Here is a 21,620-nt window from a genome sequence, read left to right as displayed (position 1 = left end):
CACTCAAACTAAACCCAATGCCTCTTTTAGTGGCTTGAGGTAACGGCGGCTGACAGGTATATGTTCACCGGAACTGAGTACCAACTCGGCTTGTCCACCGTCGCCAAACAGAATTTCATTTAACTGAGTCATATTGACCAAATATTGGCGATGGCAGCGCACTAATGGTGTGCGCATTTCTAATGTGCGCAAGGTGAGCTCAGTAAAGCCTTCTTGCCCTTGTGTGCTCATTACATACACACCGCTCATCCGCGAAGTGGCATATAGCACTTCATCAAGCTTCATCAAGTAAATTCGGCTATGTCCCGTGCATGGAATAAATTTTAGTGGTTCGTTATTGACTAGAAGTTCAAGGTTCTGTTTTTGCTTACCTTGACGTAGGCGGTTCAAGGTTTTTTCCAATCGTTCTGTTTCAAGAGGCTTCAATAAGTAATCAAATGCATGCTCTTCAAAAGCCTGAATGGCAAATTCATTAAAAGCGGTAAGAAAGACAATATAGGGACGGTCTTCTGGATCTAACATGCGCACCATTTCAAGGCCTGTTAAGCGTGGCATTTGAATATCCAGAAAAACCACATCAGGCTTTTTTTTGTGAATGACCCCAATCGCTTCAATTGCATTGGCGCATTCACCGATAATTTCAATATCATCGTGTTCTTCTAGTAGGCAACGCACGTTTTCACGTGCCAGAGGTTCATCATCAACAATCAATACATTCATAGAGGTAATTTAATCATTATTATGTTGTCGCCAAATAAGGCAGGCGAATTTTCATTCGAGTGAATTTTTCTGGCTCATGTTCTACGCTGATACCATATTGCTCACCATATTTTAAACGTAAGCGTTTATCGACTAGTCCCATTCCTAAGCCATCGGATTTTTTAGTGGGCTTGTATAGCCCCGCGTTATCTTCTATTTCGATGTAGACATGTTCACTGCCGATATAACTACGTATTGTAATATATCCTGTTTCTAATAACTGTGAGGTGCCGTGTTTAATTGCATTTTCAACAAGGGGCTGCAGAGTAAATGCTGGAAGTTCAACCTGTTTGACTTCATCAGGGATCTCAATATGAATTTGTAAGCTTTCTTGAAAACGGGCTTTTTCTATCTGCAAATAGGCGTTGATATGTTCAATTTCTTCACCGAGCGTGGCATTTTGTTCTGGTCTTTTTAGGTTATTACGGAAAAAAGTCGAGATATACTGCACAAGCTGGCCGGCTTGCTGGCTATCTTTGCGGATCACTGCTTGTAGCGTGTTGAGCACATTGAACAAAAAATGAGGATTGACTTGGGCGTGAAGTAGCTTAACTTCAGATTGCAATAATGATTGTTTATTACGTTCATATTGGCCCGCTAAAATTTGTGCGGAAAATAAGCTAGCGATCCCTTCACCTAGGGTCCGGTTTATGGAACTAAACAAGCTATTTTTCGCTTCATACAGTTTTATTGTACCAATGACTTTTTCATTTTCCCCACGTAATGGGATCACTAATGCAGAGCCGAGTTTGCAGGTTGGGCTTAATGAACATTTATATGGAGTTTCATTGCCGTCAGCATATACAACTTCATTGTTTTCAATGGCTTGTCTTGATTGAATGGATGAGATCGGTGTTCCGGGTCGGTGGTGATCAGCACCAATACCAATAAACGCGAGGATTTTTTCACGATCAGTAATGGCAACGGCGCCAATTTCTAACTCTTGATAAATAATCTTAGCGACTTTCATACTGTTGTCAGCATTGAAGCCTTTACGCAGAATACCTTCAGTCGTTAAGGCGATTTTTAGTGCCTGAGCAGAGAATGCAGTCGTATATTTTTCAACGATAGCACGGCGGTCGAGTAAAATACGAATAAACATGGCTGCGCCAATCGTATTCGCGATGACCATTGGTGCCGCGATATTTTTAACGAGTTCGAGGGCTTCATCGAAAGGTTTTGCTAACAACAAAATAATTAGCATCTGTATGATTTCAGCAATAAAAGTGACACAGCTGGCGATCACAGGGTTAAAAATTTTATTAATTTCGCCACGTTTCATAAAGTGACGATGAACTAATCCACCAATTAACCCTTCAACAATCGTTGAGACCATACAGGCAAAGGCGCTCATGCCACCCAATGAGTAACGATGTAATCCGCCAGTAAAACCGACGGCAAAGCCTACCGCAGGGCCGCCTAATAATCCGCCAAGTACGGCACCAATAGCGCGAGTATTTGCAATAGAATCATTTATATGTAAACCAAAATAAGTCCCGATAATACAAAATACGGAGAAAATCAGGTAGCACATTACCTTATGAGGTAATCGGATAGTAACTTTAAGTAAGGGGATAACCAGCGGGGTGCGACTGAGGACCCATGCGATCACTAAGTAGACGCACATTTGCTGGAGGAGGAGTAATATTAAGTCAAATTCGTACATGCTCGTCATATTTCACATTCTGGGGGTGTTGACTGCGTTCAGCTCCTTGGGTCACATACTTGTGTATGCTCCCCAAGCTATCTTCTCTTGTCGCCTACCCATAATGCGAACTATTTAGAGCATGGCTCGCCATGTTTCACATTGTGGGGTGTTGACTGCGTTCAGCTCCTTGGGTCACATACTTGTGTATGCTCCCCAAGCTATCTTCTCTTGTCGTTTTTTATCTTACTGAATTACTTTTTAGCGCTGCATTGGGGGAGAGTTATTCACTTTAACTATCTTTTATTAGTTTTTATTTGGGTGGTTATTATACCGTAAGCCATTGGTTAAGTAATCGACATTTGGGAAAAGTACGTTCATCATTATTTGACATAAGGCCAAAATCGTTTCAATATTAATCAATGTCCTACCTTTTCGTGATCTTGCGCACGAATTTATTAACGCTGTATTTAATTTTCTTGTCATACTCAAGGGATGATAGTTTCCCCCGTTATTATTTAAGGTTCACATAAATAATGAAAAAAAGAACAATAGCACTGATTTTGCTGATGCTTATCTTAATAGCAGCAGCGGCACTTTTTCATTCTCACAACCAATATTTATTGTTACAGGGGGAGGTAGATGCACCCGAAGTGATCGTCACGTCGAAAGCAAAAGGGCGGGTGGTTGAACGTCATATTGAGCGTGGTGATGATGTAAAACAAGGGCAACTCTTATTAACATTAGAAAGTCCTGAGCTGCAAGCACAATATGAAGCGTCGAAAGCGGCAAGAGACCAAACAAAAGCACAGTTAGAACTCTCTATTAATGGTACTCGCGAAGAAACTATCCGTGATCTTAAGGCTACTTTAGCGCAATCTAACTCCCAATATCAAAATGCATCTCGTGAATATGCACGTTTGAGTAATTTAAAAAATAAAGGGTATGTTTCGGCGAATGAGCTAGATAATGCACGTAAGGCCAAAGAAGTGGCATTTTCGCAAGTGCAAGGGGCAAAAGCACGATTAGAAGAAGGCCAGAATGGTGACCGTATTGAATTACGCCATCAATATGAAGCTGCACTTAATCAGGCAGAACAAAAACTGGCTGAATTGCAAGTACAAGTTGATGATTTGCAAGTTAAAGCTCCTGTTGATGGTGAGGTAGGACCTATCCCCGCGGAAATTGGCGAGTTATTTAATGCAGGAAGCCCACTCGTTTCATTAATCCGGCTACCGCAAGCTTATTTTGTCTATAACTTACGTGAAGATATTTTAGTTGATGTGAAAAAAGGCGACAAAGTACAGCTGGATGTACCTGCTTTGGGGAACAAGTTGATTGAAGCTGAGGTTCGCTATATTGCACCGAAAGGTGACTATGCGACAAAACGAGCAACACGTGCAACGGGTGACTTCGATTTAAAAACATTTGAAATTCGCTTATATCCTGTAGAGCCGATTGAAGGACTAAGGCCTGGCATGAGTGTGTTATGGCACTGGGATAAGTAAAAGGTGTTGCCATGAAATTTAAGTTCGCTTGGCACGGTTTTGAGCATGCTTTTAGCCGTGAAACTCAAATGGCTATACGTAGCCCTGTTTTTCATTGGTTAAGTTGGCTGTTTCCATTAATGCTGTTTACGTTAGTTAGCGCTAACTTTTCAGAGGGGACATTAATGGATTTACCTGTTTCTGTAGTGGATGACAACCATAGCCCTGTGTCTCGGCAAATTATTCGCGACCTCAACGCAGGCCCGCATGCAGACGTAAAAACGATAGATGATAATTTAAGCACATCATTAAAAAGGCTAGGTAGTTCAAAAGATTACGCATTATTGTATGTTCCTCATAACTTTGAAGAAGATGTTTTACGGGGCCGTCAGCCTGAACTTCGTATGTACTATAATGCGCTCTTTTATGCATCGGGTAGTTATGCCATTCAAGATTTTAGTGGGCTGGTGGCAGAGCTGAATGCGAAGTATCGACAAGAAATGGCGAAGTCAATGGGAAAGGCATTGCCACCGTTAGCTCAAGTGACACTTTCTTATGACAGCTTATTCAACCCGAGTGGTAGTTATATTTATTATCAACAGTTTGCCGCAACTATTCATATGCTGCAGCTATTTGTTGTTACTGCAACAATCTATACGATGTCACGGGGTTCCACCTTACAAAGTGTTAAACCGTTTATCATGGCGCTACTCGGGAAGCTAGCTCCTTACACCTTATTTTTCAGTATATTACTTGCTGTAGAGATTGCGGCATTGGTTACCATCTTTGATGCTAAAGTGGTTGGTAACCCGTTGTATATGATTATATTAGGGTTTTTCTATGTGATAGCAGCACAAAGTATCGGCTTATTACTGTTTAGTTTTACCTCAAGTGCCATCATGGCATATAGCTTGATAGGGATGCTGGTGAGTATCGCTTTGGCCTTTTCGGGTATGGCGGTACCCGAGCTGTCAATGATATTGCCTGCAAAAATCATTTCGAACATTGAACCACTTACACATACATTGAATGCTATGTTTGATATTTTCTTGCGGGAAATTTCTTTTGCTCGCATTGTTCAAGTGTGTCTATTTTTATTGATTTACCCCTTTGTGATTGGCTTTTTAATCCGTAAGCGACTAATCAAACGTTTAGAAAACCAAGGGGGGGTTGTCTGATGGCTATCTATTTTGCAACCTTTCGTAAAGTGCTGCTGGGGATGCTGGAAAAACCGATGTGGCTGTTATTGTTGGTTTCTCTGTGCGTCATGAGCTTAGTTTATGCAAAGCCCGTTCTTTGGGATTTACCTGTTGCAGTGATTGATATGGATCACAGCACCGCAAGCCGCGAGCTAATCCGTGATCTCGATGCAACACCAAAAGTGCAGTTGCAGAGTTATGACAACCTTGCTCAAGCGCGTCAGGATATGATTGCGAGAAAGCTATTTGCGATAATTATCATTCCAACGGATTTCCAACAACATTTATTGAGCGGTAAAAATATCACAGTGCCAGTGTATGGTGATGGGACCAACCGGCTAGCGAGTGGGCAAATTCAGCAAGAGTTATCAAAAGCCTATCAAACACTGCTCAATGCTTATAATACTCAGCTACTCACTAAAGCAGGTTATAGCCCAGAACAGGCTAAAGTGATTATTACCCCTATCCGCAGTGAAACTGAGCCATTGTATAACCCAGGGATTAGCTTTGCGGCGATTGTTTTTCCTGGCCTATTGGTGATGTTACTGCAGCACTCCCTGCTAATTGCCTGCGTGCGAGTGAGTATCGCGGTTCGTTCTACGCCTAAAGGAAAACCACCATTAGCGGTTTATTTAGGAGCATTATCCGCTTTAATTCCGATTTGGTTATTTTTATCTACCGTATTTTTCGCCCTTTGGCCGTGGGTATTGGGTTATCGGCAAGAAGCGCCACTATATGTTATTTGGATGTTCACGTTCCCATTCCTATTAGCGGTTCTAGGGCTTGGTAAGTTAGTGACGGAATGTTTGCGCAGTGTCGAAATGATCTATTTAACCTTGGCATTTATTACGACCCCAGTGTTTTACATGTCAGGCACGATTTGGCCACTGCAGGCGATGCCTGATTGGGTACGTATGATTGCTTCAGCATTGCCATCAACATGGGCCACAAATGCCATGGCAGGCCTTAATCAAATGGGGCTACCGTTTAGCGATGTCCTGATGGATATCGTGATGATGTTGATTCTAGGGGTTATTTATACGGTTATTGGGGTATTCATCGGTATGCTTCGAGATGGCGAATTGCGCCATATTAGCCATATGTTTAACCGTTGGCGCAGGCATCGGCATTAATATTTAATCGTGTTTATGGTCTATTAGAAAAGGCGACCTAAAGAAATAATGACTAATTAATCGACAAATGCTAAACTCAACACAATGTAGTCACAATGTAGCTACGTTTGATGCGTGTGGGGGGATGATATGTCAACACTATTGAAAATGAAAACAACAGATGTTCGTAGTCGAATTGATGAACAATTAAAAGCGGAAGCCACAAGTGTATTACAAGATTGTGGTTTGACTATTAGCGCAGCTATTCGTTTGTTTTTAGAGCAAGTAGTTCAAGAGCAAAGAGTTCCCTTTGAAATCAAACGTAAGCAACCTTCACTGAAAACGACACTAGCGTTGAAAGAAGCTAAAGCTATTGAGCAGCACTACGATTCAATTAACGAAATGATGGTGGAGTTAAGCAAAGTTGACTCAGAAGCCAAGTAATAAGCGAGCTAAGCAACCAAGGCAGGTTGCTTATACACCAACGTTTAAGAAGTCATGGGAACGATATAACCGAGCGGGCCGTAGGGATATGAACACGGCTGTTCTCGTTATGGAAATACTGTTTTCTCAAAAAATGATACCAAAAGAATATCTTGACCACGAATTAGAAGGTCATGAATGGCAAGGAGCTAGGGAGCTTCATATTGGTGGTGATTTCTTACTGGTTTATCGGTTATCAGATAAAGGTAATTTAATCACTTTCGTTGATATTGGTTCGCACAGCGAATTATTTGGTTAAGGTAATGAGCTATAGTTCGAACTCATTACCTATTGTATATCAAGGCACTAGCGATAACCCTGCAATTTGTCGCCAGTAACCATTGCAGTTTTGATTGGCTATATTTAGCGGGGTATCCCCACTTTCATTGGCTTTAAACTGCTTGATAACTTCAAGAGATTCAATACCTTCAGGGGAAATGCGTACAATATCCACAAGCTCATGCATTGAATGCAGGTCATTGCCGAGGTTATAGCAAGCGCCACTGAGCGTTTGAATGCCATTTAACGTAAATACTTGTTGCTGTTCTTGGGAGAGTACTTTGCGCCCTTGGGGGTAATTAATACAACAGGTTTCACACTCGTCTTTTTGCTTATTTTCAGAGCGTGCAGTAAAACAGCGTGCAGAATAGGCAAGTGGTAAGTGTCCATAGCTCATGACCTCCACTTCAAATTTGCCACGAATGCCGATGTCATCACACTGATTTAGCAAATTAACGAGCCAGTCACGCGATAACTCTACAGGCATGCACCAGCGGGTCATACCTTGGCGTAAGAGAATATTTAAGGTCTGTGCGTTATAGCAATTCAAACCATGACCCGCGACAAAAGGCAGGTTTCTTTCGGCTAACATGTTGATCACACCAAAATCATGGGCTTCAACGAGAAACTCACCATTATCAACTAACTTGCTGATCTCTTTAAGTTCTGAAGGTGCTTGAAGGAGAGCAAGGGTGCTCAGGACAATTTGTTTGCCACTTGTAGTGAGCTGCTGGGCGAGTTCTATCCAGTCATTGGGCTTCATTTCTCGGCGCTTACTGCATACCGTCTCACCGAGATAAATAATATCGGCGTCACTTTGCATGGCGTGTTGATAAAAATCTTCCAGCGTCTGTTTTGGCCAATAATAAAGAACAGATCCTAACGAGTACTGCATGGTATTTACCTTTTAAATTACTGCCATTTACGATGATAAGCGCCCAACGTGGTTTGGCTTCCTTCAGAAAGCCCACCTAATGCTTTTAGCCATTTCGGGTCGGTGACAAAGTGATTAGGGTTGGATTTGTAGCGGTCGATGGCTTGCCGCCAAATACGGGTCACTTCCGTGACATAAGCGGGGCTACGTTGGCGGCCTTCAATCTTGACAGAGGCAATATTTGCTGCCATCAATTCAGGTAATAATTCAATGGTGTTGAGGCTGGTAGGCTCTTCCAGGACATGATATTTCTGATCATCGACAAGATAACGTCCTTTACATAACGTTGGATAGCCTGCATTTTCATCTTTTTGGTAGCGGTCTATCAGCACATTATTTAAGCGAGACTCCATGCCTTCTTCCGTTTGTTGCCAGCGAACAAAGCGTGCTGGGGAGCATGCGCCTACGGTATTGGGTGATTCACCCGTAAGATAAGAAGAAAGGTAGCAACGTCCTTCTGCCATAATGCACAGGCTACCAAAGGCGAATACCTCAAGTGGTACAGGGCTATTTCTAGCCAGTTGTTTGACTTGATGAATGGATAACACGCGAGGAAGTACGACGCGATGTACATCGAAATTGCGTTGATAAAAGCGAATGGCTTCTGTGTTGGTGGCAGAGGCTTGAACAGAAACATGCCTTTCAATATGTGGGTATTTATTTGCCGCGTATTCCAACATTGCGATATCGGCTAAGATCAGCGCATCGGCACCGAGATCTGCTGCAAGATCAACGGAGTTTTGCCAACGTTCGTAACCAGTAGGATGCGCAAACGTATTAATCGCAATGTGTAATTTTCGTTTACGGTTATGAATATAGCGCTCTGCTTCGTGCAGTTTTTTTTCCGTAAAATTAAGTCCTGCGAAATGGCGCGCATTGGTATCATTTTTTAATCCAATGTAAACGGCATCAGCACCGTTATCGACAGCCGCTTTTAACGCGGGCAAATTCCCTGCGGGGCAGAGTAATTCCATTGTTCTATCCCTGTATCAAATTTAACAGCTGACATTCTAGTCAACAGAACTGTTATAGATTTTGATTTAGAGCAGAGAAATTGTTAATGGATATCAGTATTCGTTAATTAAGGTCGTTAAGGAAAAAAGAGGGCTGGTGGGTAATAAAGGGACTTCATTAAATGACAGAGAATAAGTTTTGTAAATGGAAGGTATGCGTTATTTTTGACTGACTTTTGATTGTTTATTGGAGAAAATAGGTAATTAGAGATAGTTTTTATCAAAGGGATGTGAAAAATAAATATTGGCTGGATGTGTAAAAGTTGATATAGGATCAATCCAATAATATCATTTTTTGGCAATATAACTCATCGTGAGTCAAATGTTAGGTTAATGACTTCAATAAATGGAGTTATTAGCGTTGAAAATTCAATCATCTAAATATGCAATATGTTACCCTAAATAATTCGAGCTGCTACTGCGGTTAAGTAGTTACACGAAAACGGGCAGACAATTACTACGGGAGTCAGTACTGTGTTAAGTAAAATTCGTTCTCAACTCATCACAAAAGGCCCTTCATTTTTAAAACTGCCTTTGAAAGTGACCCCATTCGCAGTGCAGCGTCAGGTTCTTGAACAGTTGCTAAGCTGGCAATTTCGTGAGTCAGTGAAGGAAGGGGAGCTGGATTTTCTTGAAGACAAATGGCTAAAGGTTGAGGTCCGTGACTTAGCGTTAGTCTGGTTTATCAGTTTGCAAGATGGCCAACTGTCTGTAAAACAGCATGCAGAGGCTGATGTTAGTGTGAGTGGTAATGCGAATGATCTGGTACTGATCGCCGCGCGTAAAGAAGACCCCGATACGCTCTTTTTCCAACGTAGATTGGTGATTGAAGGGGACACCGAACTCGGCCTCTATGTGAAGAATTTAATGGATGCTTTCGAGCTTGAAAACATGCCAGCGCCACTGCGTTTTGCTTTGCTACAATTAGCCGATGTGATTAAAACGGTGCATGAAAGTGAGGACGCAGAGCATAAATCGCCTGTGTTAACATCATGCTAATCCGAGTTGAAATCCCTGTCGACGCAATGGGTATTGATAAATTATTGAGAGAAACCTTTCCAACTGAAGCGGAAGCTAACCTTGTTCAACATTTGCGTGAAGATGGTTTGCTAACGCTCGGGGTTGTGGCAACAAACGATGATGGTGAAGTGATTGGTTATGTTGGCTTCACGCCTGTGGACGTTAACGAGGAAGACGTACAATGGGTCGGTCTTGCACCATTAGCGGTAAGTAAAGTGCATCAAGGCCAAGGGATCGCAGAAAAACTGGTCTATGAAGGGTTAGATAGCCTTAATGAGTTTGGTTACGGTGCGGTCGTTGTACTGGGCGATGAACGCTACTATTCACGGTTCGGTTTTGAACCCGCTGCAACCCACGGTATAAGTTGCCAATGGCCTGAACAACAGGCTCACTTTTTGGTTTGTGGCTTAGAAAATGGCGAGATTGGAGAACACCAAGGTTTGGTGACTTACTCTTCACACTTCAATAATTTATAGCTAGCTAAGTAGCTAACTAAGTCATCAGGCTGGTCAATGACCAGCCTTTCTTTTATTTTTTTATTTAGTTGCTTAACTTGATATTCCATTTTTGAAGCTGCCGAACGAGAACCAATAAAGCACGAAAATACCAATTCTAGAGGCATTTTTCCTTTCAATGCTTTTGCCCCTGTTCCTACCTTATGTTGCTCAAAACGACGTTGTACATCGGTGGTGATACCACAATATAAGGCGTTATTTCTCTCTCTTACTAAGTAAAGATACCAATCACTTTGTTTTGATTGTTTTTTTTCTAGTGTCGTTTTTATCATTCTGTGCTGATTTATAAGAAGAAAATATTAGGTTAACGACGAATATATTCGTTAAGTAAGATATTTATAACATATTAAAATATAAATAAAAAATGATATGAAACTGTCACAAATTTGTAACCTCAACCTAAGTTATCATTCAAAATATTTGAATGACTATAGCAAAATTAGCTAATTCTCTTTTCAAAATAAAGCGCATAATATGATCCATATCACAGAGGGACAGTAAAAATCCCAGCTAAAAATCAATTTTATAAGAAGGTATGTACGATGAAAAAATCAACATTATTTGCTGCTGCTTTAGCTTTAGGTGCTGTTTCATTTGGTTCAATGGCTGCTGAAGAAGTTCAACATACTAGTCAGCCTGCAGCTGGTTATGTCTCAGTAACGGGTGCTGTGAGTGTCAATGACCTGACCGCACAATTAGCCAAAAAAGCTGATGAAGCTGGTGCAACTTCATTCCGTGTGATTTCAGCTGGCGGTGAGAATAGCATGAGTGGTACAGCAGCTATTTATAAATAAATTTATTCGTCATATTTACTCGTCATACTTCGAGCCGTAGCGTTGTTGGCCGCGTTCATTCGCACTAGTCACATACTTATGTATGCTCCTAGCGCTTCGTTCACTTGCCGCCTAGCTACAACTCGAATTATTTAGAGTAAAGGCTCGGGTGATATGGTGTAAAAACCCAAGTTAATTAGAGTGATAAAACTAATTAGAACCATTTTTTAATTAGTTAGGCTATAGTAATAGCGAATTTTATACCTACGTTCAGAACAGTTTAAGCAAGCTTAGGGGTAACCCGAAAGCTTGTTCTGAACGGGTTTATATGGAAACCGCTATGACGCCTGAACAAACGTTAAAACACATCCAACGCTATATTGCCCGCCAACACGTTTTTTCCCTGTTTACTCACCATCACAATGATATCTGGCCTGCCAGTTGTTACTATGCATTTGATGCGAAAAGTATGTCACTGATTTTAATGACTGACTCAAGTTCAAAACATGGGCAGCTTATGGTGGCTAATCCACAAGTTGCCGGTACTATTTCCACACAATCGAAAGCGGTTAGTCAGATACAAGGTATCCAGTTTAAAGGGTTCATTGAGAGACTCGAGGGGGAGAAAGAGCAATTGGCGAAAGCCCAGTATTGCCGTCGTTTTCCTGTCGCACTAACAGCGAAACTGCCGGTTTGGCAGCTTCACTTAGATAATGTCAAAATGGTGGATAATAAATTAGGTTTTGGCACCAAACTATATTGGGAACGGCAAATTTAGCGCAGTTTGTGGATCACCTGATTTGAGCTGCCGCGCCAAATTAAGCGCGGGTCATGTAAATCTTGCTCGAATTTGCCGTCAATCACGGTATTGACAAAGCTCACCACTTTTTGCTGTTCAAGCGTGAAGTCACCCAATGTGTATCCTGTCCATAACCAGATATCCTTATCTGGGCAAACTGCTTTTACGCGTTTTACCAACTTGAGCACCGCAGGTAAATTGGCTGGGTGCAGCGGGTCTCCACCTGAAAGGGAAAGCCCTTGCCGATGGATTCGCGAGTCCTGCAAATCTTGGATAATTTGGTCTTCCATTTCTTGGGTGAATGGTATGCCAGAATCCACTCTCCATGTACTTTGGTTGTAACAACCACGGCATTGATGAACACACCCTGCCACAAACAGCGTACAGCGAGTTCCGGGGCCATTGACCACATCAACAGGATAATATTGGTGATAATTCATCGTGTTAACCTAGTTGTCCGTTACCTAAGTGTTTGATACGACGCTTAACCTCCTCCTGTTTTCCCGCATTGAATGGTCTGGCATCTGGGCTACCTAAATAACCACAAACTCGACGGATAACAGAAACTCTATTTGTGTCATGATTACCGCAAGCAGGGCAGGTAAAGCCTTTGCTAGTACAAGAAAACTCACCGGAGAAACCGCATTCATAGCACTCGTCAATTGGAGTGTTAGTCCCATAATAAGGCACATGTTGATAACTGTAGTCCCACACGTCCTCTAAGGCTCTAACATTATGTTGTAAGTTAGGATATTCGCCGTAACAGATAAAACCACCATTCGCGATAGCTGGGTAAGAGGCTTCAAAATCAATTTTATCGTAAGGATTGACTTGTTTTTCAACATCTAAATGGAAGCTGTTGGTGTAATAACCTTTGTCGGTAACACCTTGTATTACCCCAAATTCAGCGGTATCGATACGGCAAAAACGGTCACACAAGTTTTCACTTGGTGTGCTGTATAAGCTGAAACCGTAGCCTGTTTGGGCTTTCCACTCATCAGTGGCTTGGCGTAAGCGGCTGACAATTTCGACCGCTTTTTCACGTAATTTTTTGTCATCATAGACATGAGTTTGTGTGCCAAAAAGCGCATTGATGGTTTCATGCAACCCAATGTAACCTAAGGAAATAGACGCACGTCCGTTTTTAAAGATCTCTGCAACGTTATCGTCAGCTTTTAACCGAACACCGCAGGCGCCTTCCATATACAAAATTGGCGCAACACGTGCTTTTACGGTTTCTAAACGGGCAATCCGGGTCATTAATGCTTTCTTAGCAATTGCTAGGCGTTCATCTAGTAATGCCCAAAATGCATCTTCATTGCCTTGCGCTTCGATAGCAATGCGAGGCAGGTTTAGGCTGATAACCCCTAAATTGTTGCGCCCATCATGGATTTGTTGCCCATTTTCTTCATAGACGCCAAGGAAGCTGCGGCAGCCCATAGGGGTCTTAAATGACCCCGTCACGTCAACGACGCGATCATAGTTAAGAATGTCAGGGTACATGCGCTTACTGGCGCACTCTAAAGCGAGTTGTTTGATGTCGTAATTAGGATCACCCAGTTTATGGTTTAAACCATCTTTAATCGCAAAGACGAGTTTCGGGAAAACCGCTGTTTTGCGGTTTTTGCCAAGGCCAGCAATGCGATTTTTCAGAATAGATTGCTGAATGAGTCTCGCTTCTTTAGAAGTGCCAAGGCCAAAACCGAAAGTCACAAAAGGGGTTTGGCCATTTGCAGTGTGGAGTGTATTGACTTCATACTCTAAGGACTGAAAAGCATCATAACACTCTTTATCTGTACGGTTGTGTGCATAACCTTCCGCATCTGCAACTCCCCACTCTTTGGCGACTTTTAGGTGCTTTTCATAGCTGATTGCGACATATGGCGCTAAAATTTCGTCAATGCGGTTAATGGTTGTACCGCCATAGATGTGGCTAGCAACTTGGGCGATAATTTGTGCGGTAACGGCTGTTGCGGTTGAAATAGACTTTGGTGGCTCTATTTCGGCATTTCCCATTTTAAAACCATTAGTTAACATACCTTCAAGGTCAATTAACATACAGTTAAACATCGGGAAAAAAGGCGCATAGTCGAGGTCATGATAGTGAATTTCGCCTCGTTCGTGTGCAATAACGACATCTCTTGGCAAAATATGTTGTTTTGCATAATGTTTAGCGACGATACCTGCGAGTAAATCGCGTTGTGTCGGGATCACTTTACTGTCTTTATTGGCATTTTCATTGAGTAAAGAGACGTTACTTTGTTCGATTAGACCACGAATGTCATGTGTCAATTGGCTGCGTTTTTCGCGTTCGCTGTCTCTATCATGGCGATACTCAATATAAGCACGGGCTAAGTCTTTATAAGGCCCGGCCATCAATTGGTTTTCGACAGCGTCTTGGATTTCAGCGATATCCACTCGGTCACGGCTGCAAAGTTGCTCTGTAACAACAGATGCAACCTGAAGACAATAATCGTCATCCTTAACATTCACAGCAGCCGCTGCACGCTTAACGGCTTCTTGAATTCGTGGAAGGTCAAAACCGACCTGACAACCATCTCTTTTTATAACAACCGTTCCCACGGGCATTCTCCTTGTTAAGTTATCCACAATGCGACTTCAGCTATTCGCCATGTTTATCACGGGTACTAATCTGTGGATAAAATGTGAATAAATACTATATGTTGTGTCATTATGCGTAATTAAAGCACAATATGTGGTGTTTTGCTTTTTTTTAGATCACCACTATTTGATTTAAAACAAGGAAAAAAATAATTTGTATGAATATCAAAAGCGCAGAGGAAATAAATCTTTTAGTCAGCGATGTTAATTTTAATCGAATAAATAAATGTGTGGCATGCTTTTGTTATCAAGAAACATGAGGAGAACGAGGAATGTGTGAGCTTGTGTATAAAGGAATAAAATGAAAAACACCCCATTTAATTCATGGGGTGCTTGGCTTTACGTCATTATTATTTACGCACAGCGATTGCTTCGATTTCAATTTTTACGTCTTTTGGCAGACGAGCAACTTCAACGCAAGAACGAGCTGGGAATGGGGCATTATGCTGTTTGAAAAACTCTTCATAGGTCGCATTCACGGTCGCAAAGTCATTTAAATCTTTTACAAATACCGTTGTTTTCACGATATTAGCCGCACTTAAGCCAGCTTTTTCTAAAATTGCTTTTACGTTAGCCAGTGATTGGCGAGTTTGTGCTGCGATATCTTCAGGCACTTCACCCGTTTTAGGGTCGACAGGGATTTGCCCTGATGTGATAACCATACTACCCAAATCTACGCCTTGAACGTAAGGACCGATCGCTGCTGGTGCGTTTTCTGTATTGATTTCGTATGACATAACTACTCCGTTTCATCACGTAATGAGAAAATACTCATCATATGGCAAGCCACAGCGGTTTCTGTAGTTTGGTATGATGTTGAGTATAACTTTATGGGGTGTTAGGCACCATTATAAACATGGATTGCTCCTAGACAACACCGCAGTCTACGCAAAAACAACCTATTGGTTATTGATCACAGCGTCTCTATCGAACTCTTTTTCGCAGAATTTACACGTCAGTGCGACTTCTTTGCCGATTTTTTTCACGCGGAAACTGCTTGATACAGGTTCATTATGGCTAATACAGTTGCTGTTTGGGCAAATTAACACATTGTCGATATAGTGAGGCAGTGTGAGTTCAAGTTTTTCTACCACTTGGTAATCTTCAATACGGTTAACGGTGGCTTCAGGGGCATACATGGCTAATTGATTAGCTTGCTCTGGGGTTAAAAAGGTATTTTCGATTTTGATAATGTCTTTTTTGCCTAGATTGCTTGATGGCAAATTTAAGCCAATCGTGATGCGTTCGTCTGTTTTTGTTAGCTTAAACAATTTTAGTAATTTGAAACCAATTTGAGCAGGAATGTGGTCAATAACGGTACCGTGGCTGATTGCTTCAACTTGTAATTTATGGTCGTGTGTCATGGTAATTTCCTCCTCAGATAGCCAATTCTTTATTTAAAACCAGAGATAACAATGCTTGCCTTGCATAAATCCCATTTCCTGCTTGCTGGAAATAGTAAGCATACGGTGTGTTATCTACATCTACCGCGATTTCATCAACACGAGGCAGTGGGTGTAAGACTTTTAAATTCGGTTTTGCACAATGCAGGTCAGCGGCACTTAAAATAAATTGCGCCTTAACATTCGCGTATTCAGAAGGGTCGAGACGCTCTTTTTGTACGCGGGTCATATACAGGATGTCGAGTTCTGGCATCACTTCATCAATATTATTATGGAGGCTGTAGGTTGCGCCTTTTTCTTCTAAAATGTGCAGAATATGGTTTGGCATTGAAAGCGCTTCAGGGGCAATAAAGTAGAAGTGATTACCGTCAAATTTAGACAGCGCTTGGGTTAAGGAATGCACGGTTCGGCCATATTTTAGGTCACCGACCATGGCAATTTGCAGGTTTTCTAAACGGCCTTGAGTTTCTTGGATAGTAAACAAGTCGAGTAACGTTTGTGTGGGATGTTGGTTTGAACCATCGCCTGCATTAATGACAGGGATTTGGCCTGCAAACTGGCTAGCGAGGCGAGCGGCGCCTTCTTGAGGGTGGCGCATGACAATTGCATCCACGTATTGGCTGATGACAGAGATGGTATCTGCCAGAGTTTCGCCTTTCTTGCCGAGTGAAGTGTTGGTGCTATCAGAGAAACCAACAACAGACGCCCCTAAGCGATGAATCGCCGTTTCGAATGACAAACGTGTGCGTGTAGAGGCTTCAAAGAAACAACTTGCGACGACTTTATGCTTTAGAAACTCAGGTTGTGGCTGTTTTTTTAATGAAGCAGCGACGTTAAGCACTAACTCAAGGTCTGAACGGTCTAAATCATTAATTGAGATGATATCGCGGTGGTATAAAGGGTTCGGCATTGTTGTTCTCCTGTGTCAGCAAGACATATTAGGTCTATAGGCCAAAAAAAAGCCCCTCATTGAGGGGCTTTTTTATAAATAAGAAGGGGAAAAACAGGCTGTCCAGACCACCAGAAGGCAGTGCAGTGGAGGTGTTCTCTGTAAAAAATAGAGCAGCAGCGTTCATGGTTTCTCCCGGCAAATTGTGGCGCATTATACGCATCTCATTCCATGACGCAAGCGTTTGCATAAAGAAAAATACATTTTTTTTATTTTTGCACTTACGTTTCTATTTTGTACAAAAACTAGACGATGAGATAAAAGTGGAAAAAATCAACAAGATGACGGAAAATTGAGCGCTGGTAGAAACCAGCCAGTATCTATGGGTAATCTACCGCTAAGTTTCCAGCAATATTAAACGAGTGCTCGCCATAATCTCCGGGTCCATTAGGGGCAACTCTGACTAATACAGCATCGAGATAGTAGCTTTTTTGATTCTGTGTCATGGCAATGGCGACACTTTCATTAGGGAAAATAGGTTCCCCTTGCCAGCTTAATTTAACGCCGAATGCATTACTGGAAGTTTGAAATAAATGGCTTGAATAAGACGTTGATGGAGCATTAAAGGATAATTGTGCTTTGGCGTTCGTATTGCAATCAATATTGAGCTCAATTTTATGTGGTGCGATTTCTTGACCTATATTTCTATTTCTCCCAACAGCTAATACACGATAGCTCGATACTGTATTACTCGACATATGGCATATTGCGGTTGTTGCTGAAAATGAGCCACTAATATGAATAGGCATATTTTGTGTTACCGCTTGAGAAATAGAAACCGTGCCGAATAATAATACGGAGGATAATAGTGTTTTTAAAGGAACGACATAACTCATAGTATTTCTCAAATGATAAATCATGCTTTATCTATTTTTATATTATTAAACCATTATTGTGTGGCTGAGGAATAATCTTGCTCAGCCACGAATATCTTTTTTCTATCTGTTACTGGTAAGTAATCGCTAAGTTACCAGTAATATCAAAAGTGTGATTACCAAAGTCATTAGGGCCATTTGCGGATAAACGAGCAACACTGGTATAGAAGTAAATAGTATTTCCGCCTTTAACTACTTTAATATCATCAGATTGACCAGGTTTAATTTCGGTGCTGTTATATTTTAATTTCACACCAAATGCATCACTTGAGGTTTTAAATGCTTCAGGTGAATTTGGCGCATTGTTGGCGACGAAAGTGAGTTTCGCATCTGCAGGGAATTCGCATGAAAAACTTAAATAACCCGAGTTACGGTATGCGGTTTCATCACCCACTTTTTCTAATGTATTGATAGCACCAAAATTTGTTGTATTTTCAAGCTTGGCATCATTACAAGGCTGGGTCACGTTTGAGAACGTCCCTTTGATATTGATTGGCATATTTTGAACGGCGGATAGAGCAGGTAAAGATACACACAGTAAGAGTGCTAGGCTGCTTTTTTTTAGCAAACACATAATAAAAATCCTTTTATTGATTTTGAGAAGTTTTATATTCTAATAAATATAGTAATGCTATTAAATAGACTGAGGTTAAATAACTATTTAATCCTGACTTTGAATTTTAAATTAATTTAAAACCCTTTTTTTAAACCGTGGCGGTTTATCATGTTTAAATGTTTGGGGTAAATACGTAGCTAGTATATTTTATTTAATAGTTATATATTTTAATAGCTATGTTTTTTTACTTAAGTAATCTGCGTGTTTTTTATGATTGGTTTTTAATTTAATTTTAAGAATATAGCTTGTTAATTTTAAATTAAATAATAGTGTTGATGTGAGTGTGTTATCGTTAATAAACTTTAGAGTTATGAGAAAATAGATAAAAACCCATGATGGGCTTTTATCTGGCTTGGTATTTATTTTTGCCCTAATTTTATTGCTATTTTTTCAAGTTTAAACATTAGGAATAATGTTACTGAAACTAACACAATCGTCAGAGCGGAGCCATCTGCAATATTGCCTCTATCGGTTAAACTGAAAATGGATACGGGTAAAGTGGCCCAGCCGGGGGGATACAACATCATTGTGGCGCCGAGTTCTCCTAAGGACAGCGATAAACTTAATGCCAGTGCTGAAATCATCCATGGCATCAATAGTGGTAGGGTGACATGGCATAAACGATACCAAGGGGAAGCGCCTAAGCTAAAAGCCACATTTTCAATATCGGGAGAAATACGCGCTAAGCCAGTGGAAACATTGCTAAACGTAAAAGCAGAAATCAACACAAAGTGAGCACTAAATACAATCCAAAAGGTACCATTCATTTGTAAATAGCCTTGGCTGAATGCCACAAGGATCCCAAGCCCAATAGAAACAGAAGGAATTGCACTGGGTAGATAGAATGCGATACTCAGCCACTTTTGTATTTTCCCGCTGTGTCTTCTTAATGCTAACGCAGCCCAAAGCCCACAAAACAGTGCAAATAGACTGGCACTAAAACCAACCACTAGGCTCGATAATATGGCATCCCAAGCAGGCCCACTAAACGCGTTCACAAAATGTTCAAAAGTGAAGCCTGAAGGTAAAATACCATTCCATTGTCGGCTGAAACTTGACATTAAAATCATCACTAAAGGCAGCAAAAATAATAAACAAAATAAGCTGATGGCAATGATAGTCGCGATTGCTCGCCCTTTTTTAGACCATATCAACATAATTAATTCCTTACTCCAAGGCGAGTGGTCGCCATTCTGTATAGGAAAAATAACCCGAGTGAAAGCAAGATGTTAATTAAGGCAATCATGCATGCCACCGCATAATCTGACTCTAATATCGCTTTACTGTAGACCATCATAGGCAAGGTATTGACGCCTTTCGCCCCGATAAACAGTACGATGCCAAATTCATTGGTGGTTAGCAGTAGGCACAGGCTGCCACCGGCTAATAGAGCGGGAAGTGCTGCAGGAAAAATGACTTTCGCGATCACCCGCGCAGGGTGCGCACCTAAAATACTGGCGGCTTCTAACTGGCTCTTGTCTATTTGGCGCAATGCTGCCATGAGAGGGTGCATGACCAGAGGGGTAAAAACGGTAATTTCTGCTAAGATCACCCCATGAATGGAATAAAGGAAATCAACGGGGGGCAGTTCGAAATCAAACAATGCCATCAAGGTGCCATTGAGTAGCCCAGCAGAACCATAAATAAAGGTGAAAGCGAGGGTGATCAAAAAAGTCGGTAGGGCAATAAAAGTATCAATTACTTGAGTGATAAAACGGCTTCCCGGAAAAGGAATAAACACCAAGATCAGCGATAAAACACTGCCTATCACAAGGCAGCCTAAGGTGGCAAAAATGGCAATGTAGAGAGTATTCCATAACCCATTAATAAAGCGTTTTGACTCAATCAGTTGCCAAAATGCATCTAACCCCCATCCTCCGGTTTCATTTTGCAGTGCTTGTTGGGCTATCAACAATAAGGGATAAAAAAACAGCGTAGCTAACACCAGCAATGGGGGCAATATCCAATAAATGGGCTTTATCGTTATTGATGAACCTTTTGGCACGCTAATATGTGACATGTTATTCCTCAATTAAAACGGTATCTGCAGGTGAAAACCATAAAGTGAGTTTATCGCCTACTGCAGGTGGTGAGGCCAAATGGGTAACGGCAACACTCACGGTTTCTCCAGCAACATCACAAATTAAATGGGTTAAATCTCCCTGCCAGCGAATAGACGTTAATGTAGCTTGTAGCTGATTAGTGGTATTGGTATTTGGCAATAGAGTGAGGTGTTGCGGGCGAATGCACACCCATTTGTGTGTACCCGCTCTCATACCTAATGTATGGGCTTCCAGCAATGTTCCACCACAACTGACATTCACTTTCCCAGGGCTTGTTGAAAAACCGAGCGCGGTAGCGGCTAGAATATTGGCTCGGCCTAAAAACTCAGCGGCAAAACGGTTGGGTGGGCGGTGATATAAGGCATTTTTCTCACCATGTGCGACTAAGTAGCCCTCTTTCATGATGCCAATTTTGTCACCAAGTGCGAGTGCTTCCGTTTGGTCATGGGTGACGTAAAGAATAGTCAATTCAGGCAGTTCACGGTGTAAACGGGCGATTTCTTCGACCATATTGTGGCGGATCTGTGCATCGAGCGCGGAAAGTGGTTCATCAAGTAACAGGACTCGAGGCCTTACGGCAATTGCTCTCGCAATCGCAACCCGCTGTTGCTGCCCCCCTGAGAGTTGGTGAGGATAGCGGGTTGCGTAATCCGTCATTCCAACAATTTTAAGGGCTTCAACGACTCGCTCATTAATCAGTGCTTTGGGCTGTTTTTGTGCTCGCAAACCAAACGCGACATTCTCTTCCACTTTCATGTGGGGAAAGAGTGCGTAGTTTTGCACGACCATGCCAAGTCCGCGTTGATACGGGGGAAGGTGGGTGATATCCGTATCACCCAATAAAATGCGCCCGCTATCTGGTTGAGCGAACCCTGCAATAGCACGCAATACCGTGGTTTTCCCTGAACCTGATGGGCCAATCAACACCAATATTTCCCCGGGGTCGATGGTTAAGTCTAGGGGCTTAAGCACGACATTATTATGATAAGAGACACGTAAAGACTCTAATGTGATCCCAGAGTGTTCGGTTTGCTGTATTGCTGTAGTGACTTTTCGTTTCATCAACATCTTAAG

Annotated in this window: 25 protein-coding genes; 9 read left to right on the top strand and 16 right to left on the bottom strand. The window is 41.7% G+C overall.

Going from position 1 to position 21,620, the window contains the following annotated elements; translation table 11 throughout:
- Window positions 1-3: 3 nt before the first annotated feature.
- Together btsR and M0M83_RS18685 are read right to left on the bottom strand one after the other, a co-directional pair.
- Window positions 4-720 carry a two-component system response regulator BtsR gene (btsR, locus tag M0M83_RS18690; RefSeq protein WP_213913370.1) on the bottom strand — a complete coding sequence of 239 codons (717 nt, stop codon included), beginning with the start codon at window positions 718-720 and terminating at the stop codon, window positions 4-6.
- A 19-nt stretch (window positions 721-739) separates the two neighbouring features.
- Window positions 740-2,425, bottom strand: coding sequence for a sensor histidine kinase (locus tag M0M83_RS18685; protein WP_125890726.1), 1,686 nt, complete (start codon window positions 2,423-2,425; stop codon window positions 740-742).
- A 515-nt stretch (window positions 2,426-2,940) separates the two neighbouring features.
- Between M0M83_RS18685 and M0M83_RS18680 the strand changes: the two genes are divergently transcribed.
- The 5 genes from M0M83_RS18680 (at window position 2,941) to M0M83_RS18660 (ending at window position 6,944) form a co-directional block, all read left to right on the top strand.
- Window positions 2,941-3,912, top strand: a complete 972-nt coding sequence (locus tag M0M83_RS18680; protein ID WP_213913369.1) for an HlyD family secretion protein — start codon at window positions 2,941-2,943, stop codon at window positions 3,910-3,912.
- 11 nt (window positions 3,913-3,923) lie between these two features.
- Window positions 3,924-5,069, top strand: a complete 1,146-nt coding sequence (locus M0M83_RS18675; protein ID WP_248467169.1) for an ABC transporter permease — start codon at window positions 3,924-3,926, stop codon at window positions 5,067-5,069.
- On the top strand, window positions 5,069-6,223 hold the full coding sequence (locus M0M83_RS18670) for an ABC transporter permease (RefSeq protein WP_125890664.1): 1,155 nt from the start codon (window positions 5,069-5,071) through the stop codon (window positions 6,221-6,223). The genes M0M83_RS18675 and M0M83_RS18670 overlap by 1 nt, the downstream gene beginning before the upstream one ends.
- Window positions 6,224-6,352: 129 nt before the next feature.
- Entirely contained in the window at window positions 6,353-6,646 is a 294-nt protein-coding gene (locus tag M0M83_RS18665) for a type II toxin-antitoxin system RelB/DinJ family antitoxin (RefSeq protein WP_125890663.1), read from the top strand.
- Window positions 6,627-6,944, top strand: coding sequence for a type II toxin-antitoxin system YafQ family toxin (locus tag M0M83_RS18660; protein ID WP_125890662.1), 318 nt, complete (start codon window positions 6,627-6,629; stop codon window positions 6,942-6,944). Before M0M83_RS18665 ends, M0M83_RS18660 begins: the two co-directional genes overlap by 20 nt.
- Window positions 6,945-6,983: 39 nt before the next feature.
- Here M0M83_RS18660 and M0M83_RS18655 read toward each other — a convergent pair whose 3' ends face one another.
- Together M0M83_RS18655 and ubiU are read right to left on the bottom strand one after the other, a co-directional pair.
- Complete coding sequence (locus tag M0M83_RS18655) at window positions 6,984-7,859, bottom strand: U32 family peptidase (RefSeq protein ID WP_248467168.1); 876 nt, start codon at window positions 7,857-7,859, stop codon at window positions 6,984-6,986.
- Between the two features lie 17 nt (window positions 7,860-7,876).
- Window positions 7,877-8,872, bottom strand: a complete 996-nt coding sequence (gene ubiU / locus M0M83_RS18650; protein WP_125890660.1) for a ubiquinone anaerobic biosynthesis protein UbiU — start codon at window positions 8,870-8,872, stop codon at window positions 7,877-7,879.
- 513 nt (window positions 8,873-9,385) lie between these two features.
- On the opposite strand from ubiU, the gene ubiT reads away from it, so the two are divergent.
- Together ubiT and M0M83_RS18640 are read left to right on the top strand one after the other, a co-directional pair.
- On the top strand, window positions 9,386-9,910 hold the full coding sequence (ubiT, locus tag M0M83_RS18645) for a ubiquinone anaerobic biosynthesis accessory factor UbiT (protein WP_125890659.1): 525 nt from the start codon (window positions 9,386-9,388) through the stop codon (window positions 9,908-9,910).
- The gene (locus M0M83_RS18640; RefSeq protein ID WP_248467167.1) at window positions 9,904-10,407 is read left to right on the top strand and encodes a GNAT family N-acetyltransferase; all 504 of its coding nucleotides are present in this window, start codon (window positions 9,904-9,906) and stop codon (window positions 10,405-10,407) included. The genes ubiT and M0M83_RS18640 overlap by 7 nt, the downstream gene beginning before the upstream one ends.
- On the opposite strand, the gene M0M83_RS18635 is transcribed toward M0M83_RS18640, so the two are convergent.
- Window positions 10,380-10,718: a GIY-YIG nuclease family protein gene (locus tag M0M83_RS18635; protein WP_248467166.1), complete on the bottom strand. Its 339-nt coding sequence runs from the start codon at window positions 10,716-10,718 to the stop codon at window positions 10,380-10,382. The genes M0M83_RS18640 and M0M83_RS18635 overlap by 28 nt on opposite strands.
- A 270-nt stretch (window positions 10,719-10,988) precedes the next feature.
- On the opposite strand from M0M83_RS18635, the gene bhsA reads away from it, so the two are divergent.
- Complete coding sequence (bhsA, locus tag M0M83_RS18630; RefSeq protein WP_125890656.1) at window positions 10,989-11,240, top strand: multiple stress resistance protein BhsA; 252 nt, start codon at window positions 10,989-10,991, stop codon at window positions 11,238-11,240.
- 319 nt (window positions 11,241-11,559) lie between these two features.
- Window positions 11,560-11,997 (top strand): YhbP family protein, encoded by a 438-nt coding sequence (locus tag M0M83_RS18625; protein ID WP_248467165.1) that lies wholly within the window; start codon window positions 11,560-11,562, stop codon window positions 11,995-11,997.
- Here the strand turns inward: M0M83_RS18625 and nrdG are convergent.
- The 11 genes from nrdG to phnT all read right to left on the bottom strand — a co-directional run bounded on the left by nrdG (window position 11,994) and on the right by phnT (window position 21,614).
- Entirely contained in the window at window positions 11,994-12,458 is a 465-nt protein-coding gene (gene nrdG, locus M0M83_RS18620) for an anaerobic ribonucleoside-triphosphate reductase-activating protein (RefSeq protein WP_248467163.1), read from the bottom strand. The two genes, M0M83_RS18625 and nrdG, sit on opposite strands and share 4 nt — an antisense overlap.
- 4 nt (window positions 12,459-12,462) lie before the next feature.
- Entirely contained in the window at window positions 12,463-14,601 is a 2,139-nt protein-coding gene (gene nrdD / locus M0M83_RS18615; protein WP_125890653.1) for an anaerobic ribonucleoside-triphosphate reductase, read from the bottom strand.
- 389 nt (window positions 14,602-14,990) lie between these two features.
- Window positions 14,991-15,377 carry a 2-iminobutanoate/2-iminopropanoate deaminase gene (ridA, locus tag M0M83_RS18610; RefSeq protein ID WP_004907508.1) on the bottom strand — a complete coding sequence of 129 codons (387 nt, stop codon included), beginning with the start codon at window positions 15,375-15,377 and terminating at the stop codon, window positions 14,991-14,993.
- Window positions 15,378-15,539: 162 nt separating this feature from the next.
- Complete coding sequence (gene pyrI / locus M0M83_RS18605) at window positions 15,540-16,004, bottom strand: aspartate carbamoyltransferase regulatory subunit (protein WP_102138191.1); 465 nt, start codon at window positions 16,002-16,004, stop codon at window positions 15,540-15,542.
- 13 nt (window positions 16,005-16,017) lie between these two features.
- Entirely contained in the window at window positions 16,018-16,953 is a 936-nt protein-coding gene (gene pyrB / locus M0M83_RS18600; protein WP_125890652.1) for an aspartate carbamoyltransferase, read from the bottom strand.
- Between the two features lie 34 nt (window positions 16,954-16,987).
- Window positions 16,988-17,119, bottom strand: a complete 132-nt coding sequence (locus M0M83_RS21580) for a hypothetical protein (RefSeq protein WP_272664528.1) — start codon at window positions 17,117-17,119, stop codon at window positions 16,988-16,990.
- 193 nt (window positions 17,120-17,312) lie between these two features.
- On the bottom strand, window positions 17,313-17,828 hold the full coding sequence (locus M0M83_RS18595) for a hypothetical protein (protein ID WP_125890650.1): 516 nt from the start codon (window positions 17,826-17,828) through the stop codon (window positions 17,313-17,315).
- 109 nt (window positions 17,829-17,937) lie between these two features.
- Window positions 17,938-18,441, bottom strand: a complete 504-nt coding sequence (locus M0M83_RS18590) for a fimbrial protein (RefSeq protein WP_125890649.1) — start codon at window positions 18,439-18,441, stop codon at window positions 17,938-17,940.
- A gap of 401 nt (window positions 18,442-18,842) precedes the next feature.
- On the bottom strand, window positions 18,843-19,640 hold the full coding sequence (gene phnV / locus M0M83_RS18585; RefSeq protein WP_213913360.1) for a 2-aminoethylphosphonate ABC transport system, membrane component PhnV: 798 nt from the start codon (window positions 19,638-19,640) through the stop codon (window positions 18,843-18,845).
- Window positions 19,641-19,642: 2 nt separating this feature from the next.
- On the bottom strand, window positions 19,643-20,503 hold the full coding sequence (gene phnU / locus M0M83_RS18580) for a 2-aminoethylphosphonate ABC transporter permease subunit (protein WP_248467161.1): 861 nt from the start codon (window positions 20,501-20,503) through the stop codon (window positions 19,643-19,645).
- Window position 20,504: 1 nt separating this feature from the next.
- Window positions 20,505-21,614, bottom strand: coding sequence for a 2-aminoethylphosphonate ABC transport system ATP-binding subunit PhnT (phnT, locus tag M0M83_RS18575; RefSeq protein ID WP_213913358.1), 1,110 nt, complete (start codon window positions 21,612-21,614; stop codon window positions 20,505-20,507).
- Window positions 21,615-21,620 lie beyond the last annotated feature (6 nt).

It is taken from the genome of Providencia rettgeri, assembly GCF_023205015.1.
Taxonomy (GTDB): Bacteria; Pseudomonadota; Gammaproteobacteria; order Enterobacterales; family Enterobacteriaceae; genus Providencia; species Providencia rettgeri_E.
The sequence above is the reverse complement of the archived record's forward strand: the minus strand, read 5'-3'. Positions and strand labels throughout refer to the sequence as shown.